The sequence below is a fragment of the Klebsiella sp. D5A genome (genome assembly GCF_001620885.1).
GTDB lineage: Bacteria > Pseudomonadota > Gammaproteobacteria > Enterobacterales > Enterobacteriaceae > Klebsiella > Klebsiella variicola.
The window spans coordinates 21,904-29,012 of sequence record NZ_LOAR01000028.1 but is presented as its reverse complement, the minus strand read 5'-3'; the positions used below and the strand labels follow the sequence as shown (position 1 = coordinate 29,012).

Annotated in this window: 8 protein-coding genes and 2 pseudogenes; 2 read left to right on the top strand and 8 right to left on the bottom strand. The window is 51.4% G+C overall.

The window, feature by feature from the left end; all coding sequences use genetic code 11:
* Positions 1 to 57 precede the first annotated feature (57 nt).
* Positions 58 to 968, bottom strand: a pseudogene (locus AS136_RS27715) (IS481 family transposase); the annotation flags it as partial.
* Between the two features lie 166 nt (positions 969 to 1,134).
* Between AS136_RS27715 and AS136_RS27710 the strand changes: the two are divergent.
* Entirely contained in the window at positions 1,135 to 1,488 is a 354-nt protein-coding gene (locus AS136_RS27710; RefSeq protein ID WP_228140432.1) for a hypothetical protein, read from the top strand.
* A gap of 138 nt (positions 1,489 to 1,626) precedes the next feature.
* Here AS136_RS27710 and AS136_RS25350 read toward each other — a convergent pair whose 3' ends face one another.
* Together AS136_RS25350 and AS136_RS25345 are read right to left on the bottom strand one after the other, a co-directional pair.
* Entirely contained in the window at positions 1,627 to 2,628 is a 1,002-nt protein-coding gene (locus tag AS136_RS25350) for an Abi family protein (RefSeq protein ID WP_009654304.1), read from the bottom strand.
* A gap of 155 nt (positions 2,629 to 2,783) precedes the next feature.
* Positions 2,784 to 3,365 (bottom strand): hypothetical protein, encoded by a 582-nt coding sequence (locus AS136_RS25345; protein WP_009654315.1) that lies wholly within the window; start codon positions 3,363 to 3,365, stop codon positions 2,784 to 2,786.
* Between the two features lie 414 nt (positions 3,366 to 3,779).
* Here AS136_RS25345 and AS136_RS25340 point away from each other — a divergent pair, with 414 nt between their 5' ends.
* Complete coding sequence (locus AS136_RS25340) at positions 3,780 to 4,160, top strand: YrzE family protein (RefSeq protein WP_015874975.1); 381 nt, start codon at positions 3,780 to 3,782, stop codon at positions 4,158 to 4,160.
* A gap of 156 nt (positions 4,161 to 4,316) precedes the next feature.
* Here AS136_RS25340 and AS136_RS25335 read toward each other — a convergent pair whose 3' ends face one another.
* The 5 genes and pseudogenes from AS136_RS25335 to AS136_RS25320 all read right to left on the bottom strand — a co-directional run bounded on the left by AS136_RS25335 (position 4,317) and on the right by AS136_RS25320 (position 7,106).
* A complete protein-coding gene (locus AS136_RS25335; protein WP_009653143.1) occupies positions 4,317 to 5,057 on the bottom strand; it encodes an abortive infection family protein in 741 nt (246 codons plus the stop codon).
* Between the two features lie 35 nt (positions 5,058 to 5,092).
* The gene (locus AS136_RS25330) at positions 5,093 to 5,674 is read right to left on the bottom strand and encodes a DUF2971 domain-containing protein (RefSeq protein ID WP_228140433.1); all 582 of its coding nucleotides are present in this window, start codon (positions 5,672 to 5,674) and stop codon (positions 5,093 to 5,095) included.
* A 15-nt stretch (positions 5,675 to 5,689) separates the two neighbouring features.
* Positions 5,690 to 5,881 (bottom strand): annotated as a pseudogene (locus AS136_RS29195) (hypothetical protein); the annotation flags it as partial.
* Positions 5,878 to 6,498, bottom strand: coding sequence for a hypothetical protein (locus AS136_RS25325; protein ID WP_063267109.1), 621 nt, complete (start codon positions 6,496 to 6,498; stop codon positions 5,878 to 5,880). The pseudogene AS136_RS29195 and the gene AS136_RS25325, both read right to left, overlap by 4 nt.
* Entirely contained in the window at positions 6,495 to 7,106 is a 612-nt protein-coding gene (locus AS136_RS25320; protein ID WP_063267108.1) for a DNA-binding protein, read from the bottom strand. The genes AS136_RS25325 and AS136_RS25320 overlap by 4 nt, the downstream gene beginning before the upstream one ends.
* Positions 7,107 to 7,109: the final 3 nt, after the last annotated feature.

The window sequence follows — 7,109 nt, the reverse complement described above, 5'->3', positions numbered from 1 at the left end:
CCAACTGAATAACACATCCCCGTCAATACGGTTCTCGCTGTACGCTTACTAATGCCACAACCAGTTGTCCAGATCTGTCTGCAGGCTTTCGAGGTCTCCGTATAACTTCTTGCGGAACGTAACCTGATAAAAATCCTGCAAAATAGTTTTATGGAAGCGCTCGCAGATACCGTTCGTCTGCGGAGACATTGCCTTCGTTCTTGTATGGTCGATATCGTTGATGGCCAGATAAAGCTGATAATCGTGCTGCTCCACCTTACCACAGTATTCTGTCCCCCTGTCGGTCAGTATTCTCAGCATCGGTAGACCCTGAGCCTCGTAGAACGGCAATACTCGGTCATTAAGCAGGTCGCGTTTTACTCGTATACAGCTTGCAGTGCGCTACTTTCTAGTACGTATCCACGAACGTCTGCTGGTAGATACGGCCCACACCTTTCAGATTGCCCACGTAGAAGGTGTCCTGTGAACCCAGATACCCCGGATGTGCCGTCTCGATTTCACCGCTGGCCTCGTCGTCGTGAGCCTTCTTCTCCAGCGCTGCGATTTGAGCCTCGGTAAAGCACGATGCCTTCTCTGGCGACTTTTTCCTCAAGCGCTTTCAGGCGTTTACGAAAGTTTTCCAGGTCGTGCCGTTGCCAGATGGAGCGCACGCCGCTGCCGGAAATAAACACGCCTTTTTTACGCAACTCATTACTGGTCCGGTGTTGCCCGTGGGCCGGGAACTCAACGGCATATTCAACAACCGCGCGTTCAGTGGCTTCGTCGGCGCGGTTCTTCAGGTTGGGAACCCGGCGATTCTGGTTAACCAGCGCATCAATGCCGCCTTCAGCAGCCAGTTCCTGATAACGGTAAAACGTGTCGCGTGACACACCCATGATCTTGCAGGCTTTTGATACGTTACCGAGTTCTTAGGCGAGATTGAGCAGGCCGGCTTTGTGTTTGATGATGGGATTGTTAGTATGAAGCATGAGAGTTACCTCGCGTTTTGTTTAAGGATTGGACACCCATATCAAAACCGGTAACTCTCAACCTTTCAAGGTCCAGTGTCAGATCAAGTCGCGACTAATACACATTAACTGGGATCTGTCTGTTCCGGGGCGCAGACATTCGATTTACCTTCCTGGTCCACGGGTATTGCAGCCTGCTGACTGTGAACAAATTGATCTCAGTTCTCTGGTGCTGGGGAAAGCCTCTTTTGCTGATTTTGACCCGCTTATTAATTCCTTCTTTCGACTGACAGATTCCAGCCTCTGGGTGGAACTTACCAACCCGAAACTCGGAAAGGCCATACTGCATATCGCAAAAGGATGGCCTGTTTCACCGGTCCTGTTATCTGTGCACGAAGATGGTGGATTTCATTTCGGGGACGGGACCCATCGTTATGAGGTACTGAAGCGGTCTGGAACACCTCATTTTTATTTTCTGGCTATGCCGGATGATGTATCTGCCATTAATAAGCAACTTACGGTTCAGTGGATGAGCGACTAACGCTTTGCGTCAGCATGGCATGTCTGGCTATGCGGAAAGCAAGTGGGACGTGCCTCATGTCCTGCTGAAAATGGCAACGGAAGCCGTTCAGCTTTCAGTGTTTTGTGAAGAATCCCCTGCCACAAGGGAGGGGAAAGGTCAGAGGGTACGGATAAAATCGGGACCAATAATGGCAATGATCCGGGTACGGCTGGTCAGGCGGATGATTTTTTGCTGTCCGAGCCCCCGCAATAATTTTCTGATCTCTTTACTGCGCCGCACGTTCAGGTCGTGCATCAGCTGTGCCCGTCCGGTGAAACTCAGCAAACCATCGTGCGTGGCCAGTGCCTCGAAACGCAGATGATGACCTTCTGCCAGAAACGCAGCATGCCTTGCAGGACTGAGCCAGCTGAGAGCCTCCAGCATATCTTTCCATGCCCGACGCAACAGCTGCAGGGACGCCTGAAGACCATATACCGGGCGGTTGTAATCCGGCGCACCGGTAACCGGATCTTCCTCCTGGAATTTCCAGACTGCTTCATGGTGCGCCAGGCGGTTACGCAAGTCACGGATACGGGTAAATTTCTTTTCCAGCACGTGACGGGGGGTGCCGGCCGGGGCGCCGGGGAACACCGACGGAAGCAACTGGGGCCACAGGAGCGAGCGGTTCCGCGGTTCATCGTAGTTTTTCGTGAGAAAATTGGTCCAGAAACCAAAGTCCAGACCGGAGATCACCCGCTCTGCCGTCGGCGCCTTGCCCGCAGCACGGATACGTTTTGACACCTTACGGATACAGTCTTCTTCCCAGGCTGTCCGGTCATAAACCGGTTTCCCGTGATGCATGAGCTTCTGGCCACGGGCATCGGTTTTGTAGCGCTTGTTCTGGCGTATCCAGGTCTTGTCACCGATATAGCGGGGTAAATCAAAGATCCAGTTGGTATCGGTTCGCCAGTGTCCGGCAGCGCCGGGCAGCCGGGCATGGCGAATACTGTAATCGATGGCGTTACGCAGCGTCACCTCAAGGCAGTGCATCAGCGGCTGCATGGCGGCGGAAACGGCTTTGTTCCAGTTATACCCGCCCAGTTCTTCACCAGGTTTCAGCTTCAGCACGTCAGTGTAAATGTTCAGCCGCCCGGCCGAGATATAGTCTTCCAGCTGCATACAGCCCTCCCGGGCTAAACTGAGGGTCAGGTTGACGGGCGTACCAGTAACTGGTAGATTTATCCCATCAAGGCGCGGATTTCTTCGGACCCGTGCGTTAAAGTTAGTACCGGAAAAGCCATCCCTCGGGGTGGCTTTTCTCGTTTATATCTGTCTCAGATAAGCGACCATTCAAAAGCGTCCATGCGCATTGCCTTTCGCAGTTCATTAATCATTTCCTGAAAAACAGTTTCCGGGAACATATTAAAAAGTGACCGGTGAAGCGCCTGTACCGTCTCTTCATCCCGGGACGCCCCGTTGACCAGCAGTGCGGCATACAGGGAGTTCCCCCTTGCCAGGCTGTCAATCCCTCTCAGCTGTCCGGCGCGGATCTGAAGGTATGGCATCCCCGCGAGCATAATGCGCTGCAAATCATCGTTGTTTTTTATCCCGAGAATACGGCAGAACTCCCGGTGGCCGGCCTGAGTCATCTCCAGATCATAAACATGCTCGCTCAGTACTGTTCCGGCCATCCTCGCCATTTCCTGGTCCATCAGGGCAACCAGTTCACTGGTGCGGATGAAATTGCCGATCAGATCGCCAAATGTTGCCGTCAGAAACTCCTGCACAAAATCACTCTTTGATTTGCCGGCGGCTTTAGCCTGCCGCGTGATAGCTTCATCCACATCAGCTGGCACATTACGCACCGTAATGGTGTTAAACAACTCAGAGAGGTCTTTTGATTTGGCATCTTTCATTACGGGCACCCTGTTAACGACTACTGACTGCATTCTGATGTCAGCATCTCACACGCGTAAATGTGATGCAATATTTCATATCTGCATTTTTCATGATGAATTTGATGCTTCGGATAAGTTATGATTCCAGCGTCACTCTCTTCATTTTGCACAGATCCGAAAAAAGGCAAAGTCGGATCTTTGCCAGCGAGGTGTTCAAATGAGCTTTATGGATAACGGCCGGATTAGACTTTTTGTAGGACTTTTGTTTCTTAGAGACTGATTCACAGGCTACTATGAGTGAGGAGCGAACATAATAAGTATGTCGGAAGATCTCTAAAGGTGAATGATTCTTTTTGCCGGGATGCATACAACAGGTTTGTGTATACTTCCCCTATCAATACCTGACTCACCGATAAGGTTTAGCACCAACGTATGGGAAGTTTATCTAAAGCATTACTCATATCGCTTATATACACGGCGATAGTGATTATTCTTGATGCAGTTGCCATCTACTATTTCAAGCTGAGCGCTCCGATCATTGTCGTAGTGACGACGTTTTTGATGTTCTGCATATTAGCGTTTGAATACGTGGATGCGACAAAGCGCTCAGAACGGAACTTTGCTGAGCGCCGTAAGAATCAGGCGCAGGGGGCGGCATTTTCGATGATGTGGGATACCCTGGATTCAGACGCTAAACAACGTTTTTACCAAAAAGTCGATGAGGGGCGAGAATCCAGCGAGTTTAAGTCCAGATACCAGCTATTACAGAACGAAATTCGATATTGGGACAAAGAGATAGAACGGCTACGGTAATCATCGCCTCCCGGCAAAGGTGTGACCGAGATCACGATACGGTGATCATCTGTTGTTAAACAATAAGAATACAGCCAGAGTGAGAAATTCTGGCCGTATTTCACTTCTTCCTTGATGCTCTATCTGTTCGCTGTACGCCTCATTTTTTTATTAAAATTAAAGCAATTCATCAATATAAGTCATAATGGAACGAACCAGATTTATGGCAAAACGCGCATCGGCTTCATTAAGCAAAGTTTCAGTAGGATGGGCCATGCTGTAATTGTTACGCAGGTTATTGATCCCATGAAGTATTGCGGCAGATGATCTCAACATTTTAAAAACATCTTCATTTCTTCCATCATCAGGCAGGTCTTTGAGATGTGCAGTTATCAGGGAAAGCAAGCCTGGAACATTATCATTTGTACTATTGGTCGCAATTCCATGGTTGGCACACATTTGTCTTAATGAAGCATGAAGAGCTGTATGAACACGATCATATGCCCGGTGTGGCCCATTATTTTTAAGCAACACTTCCGCATCTTCTAAGGCCTGGTAAATGTTTTCATTTACATTTTTCACTGGTGCTGCCGAAACATTTCTTTGCCCGTTCTGATTCACAATGTTCTTTATTTCATTGAATAACTCAGTATTGGCAATGCTGATAAAGCGTTGAACATTATCCAGCGCCCAGATCTTAGAAAGATTATCAGCGTCCCTGGCCAGAGTGCTTTCTATGGCTGAGATGGCCACCCCTTTCAGCTCAGGGTTGTCCCAGTGAACATGCCGGTAGAATTGATTTAGTCCTTCCGGAACGTCTTCACAATCTGTAACAGCAAACAGCTCCTGCCAGTCACCTTCGTTAAATTTTTCAGCCAGTATTTTGGCCAAATTAATTTGTGAAACTTTATTCAACATACTGATCCCTAGAAGTTTGTGCTTCTTAATTGAATTTACCGGAACGGCGTCTCAGTAAACGAAATCCGTGTACTGGTATACCCCCTGCTCTGCAACAGGAATGAAATCCCGTCCATCATCATTGCTCTGTTACTGCGGGGACCAATTCTGACGTTTGTCAGTGGCAGCTTATCTTTTGCTTTAATGATCAGATATGGTACCAGACCGCTGTCATTGACACGAAAATTGACACCCTCAAAAGGGCTGTCCGGAAGGATTACCATCCTGAACTCCTGCTCCTCTTTGAAACCGTCATTCTTGAAAAAAGGCGGCAGGCTGTGTGCCAGTCTGGTTGCCTGAATCATCTCATACATTACATCTGCATTTATTGCCTCCTGAACCTTTGGCTGACGAAAGAAGGCGAGGATTTCGTTCCGGGCTTCAACCGTGGAATTCTCTTTGGTATAGAGCACACGGTTTTTAAACACCTGATAATGAGTTAATTCCAGCGAGGCAAGTAGCTCTTCATCATCAAATTCCAGGCACACGCCCTGAGAGCTCCCATAACCCCGCCACTGGCTTAACAGGTCGGGTTCGAGACAGAACGAAAGGTTATAGACGTGAGCTGCCCGGTGCATTCTGAAGTGCGTCAGTGCCTGTTCGATGAACTTAAGGGTTTTCGGGTTAAAGTCGTCCCTCAGGTACTGCAGGGCATTCTCAAGGCAGTTCATGCCGTGAGTCAGCTCATTACTGTCATTGAGAAAGGAAAAGTGCGTCGCCCGCAGTGAGCCTGATTCGATGATGCCCTTCAGGCCGTTCAGGTCAGTGTAATGATAAATCTTCATCTGGCAGCCTCCTGACTGTCCGGGCCCTGTTCGCACTCAGTTTTTTGCACGTCAGACAGAAACGGGAACACCGTAATAGCGGCTTCCCTTGCTTCTTCTATCGACCGTTCCCGGGCCTGCCATTCCGGATCTGCTGCCAGCACTTCGTCGGCGGTATCGCGTAACCAGGCATACAGCTCTTCGCCACCATCGAGATCAATCTGGCGGGTTTTTACCGGGTCCTCATGCTTCATGATATTACGCAACAGCTTACCAATCAGCCCGTCAGATTCGACAGGTTCGTAAGGAATGTAGTCCGGATATTCGTCGAATTGATCCAGCGTCAAATCGATGTACTCTCCGTCCAGCAATACGATGACATGCCCGTGAACTGTTGAGTTTTCCGCTTCATGAAAGCCAGCGTTCCCTTCCATAAAAATGATGCACGGATGGCATCTCTCTCGTTCCTTGAGGTAGTACGCCAGAGTATTGCTGGCTAAATCGCAGCTGCCGTGCGGGAAATTCCTCAGTTCCGTTTTCCAGCGGGGAAAATGACGACACCCGTCAGCCCGTTCACCGCCACCAAGCTCCAGTGCCCGTCGAAATGCCTTTATACGTAATACTCTTTCCTGTCTCATTTCTTCACCTTCCCGTCCTGGCGGGCCAGAGCCAGCAGTTCGGTCTGAAGCTGGCGGCCGTCCTCCCGGGCTTCCTTCAGCTCCGCTTTCGTGTCCTGCAGCTGCGCCGCCAGGTGTTCGCCGGTGGCGGTCAGGCGGGCCACCTGCTCGCGCAGCGGCAGCGCCTCCGCGCGCAGCTCGCGTACCTCCTGCAGCAGGCGGTCACGTTCGGCCACCACCTCGCGCAGCACCGCCAGCTCGCTTTCCAGCGCGGCCACGTTCGCCAGCGCCTCATCCCGCTCCTTGTCGGCCCGGGCAATGTCGTCGTCGGCCTGCTCGCGCGCCGCCAGGGCCCCGGCTTCAGCCTGTTTCACGGCCGCCTGCCACAGCAGCCCCAGCTGGCCGGTCAGCAGCTGCGCCAGCTCCGGCGGCAGGGGCGTGGCCTGCTCAGCGGCCTGCTCGCGCTGGCGGGCGCGGAACGCGCGCATCACCGGGGAGATGTGGGACAGGGAGCCGCCGCCGAGGTGCTGACGGACCTGCTCGTTGGTCGGGTTCGGGGTGCCGGCGGCGATCAGGGCGGCGGCGGCGTCTTCAATGCGGCGGACGGTGTCCGGGGAGAGGGATGTCATGGT

Excerpts from the sequence above, each read along its gene's own strand:
- AS136_RS25330 (WP_228140433.1), bottom strand. The coding sequence starts at position 5,674 with ATGCACCGGGCAGCTCACGTCTATAACCTTTCGTTCTGTCTCGAACCC.
- AS136_RS25345 (WP_009654315.1), bottom strand. The coding sequence starts at position 3,365 with ATGAAAGATGCCAAATCAAAAGACCTCTCTGAGTTGTTTAACACCATT.
- AS136_RS25350 (WP_009654304.1), bottom strand. The coding sequence starts at position 2,628 with ATGCAGCTGGAAGACTATATCTCGGCCGGGCGGCTGAACATTTACACT.
- AS136_RS25335 (WP_009653143.1), bottom strand. The coding sequence starts at position 5,057 with ATGTTGAATAAAGTTTCACAAATTAATTTGGCCAAAATACTGGCTGAA.
- AS136_RS25340 (WP_015874975.1), top strand. The coding sequence starts at position 3,780 with ATGGGAAGTTTATCTAAAGCATTACTCATATCGCTTATATACACGGCG.
- AS136_RS25320 (WP_063267108.1), bottom strand. The coding sequence starts at position 7,106 with ATGACATCCCTCTCCCCGGACACCGTCCGCCGCATTGAAGACGCCGCC.
- AS136_RS25325 (WP_063267109.1), bottom strand. The coding sequence starts at position 6,498 with ATGAGACAGGAAAGAGTATTACGTATAAAGGCATTTCGACGGGCACTG.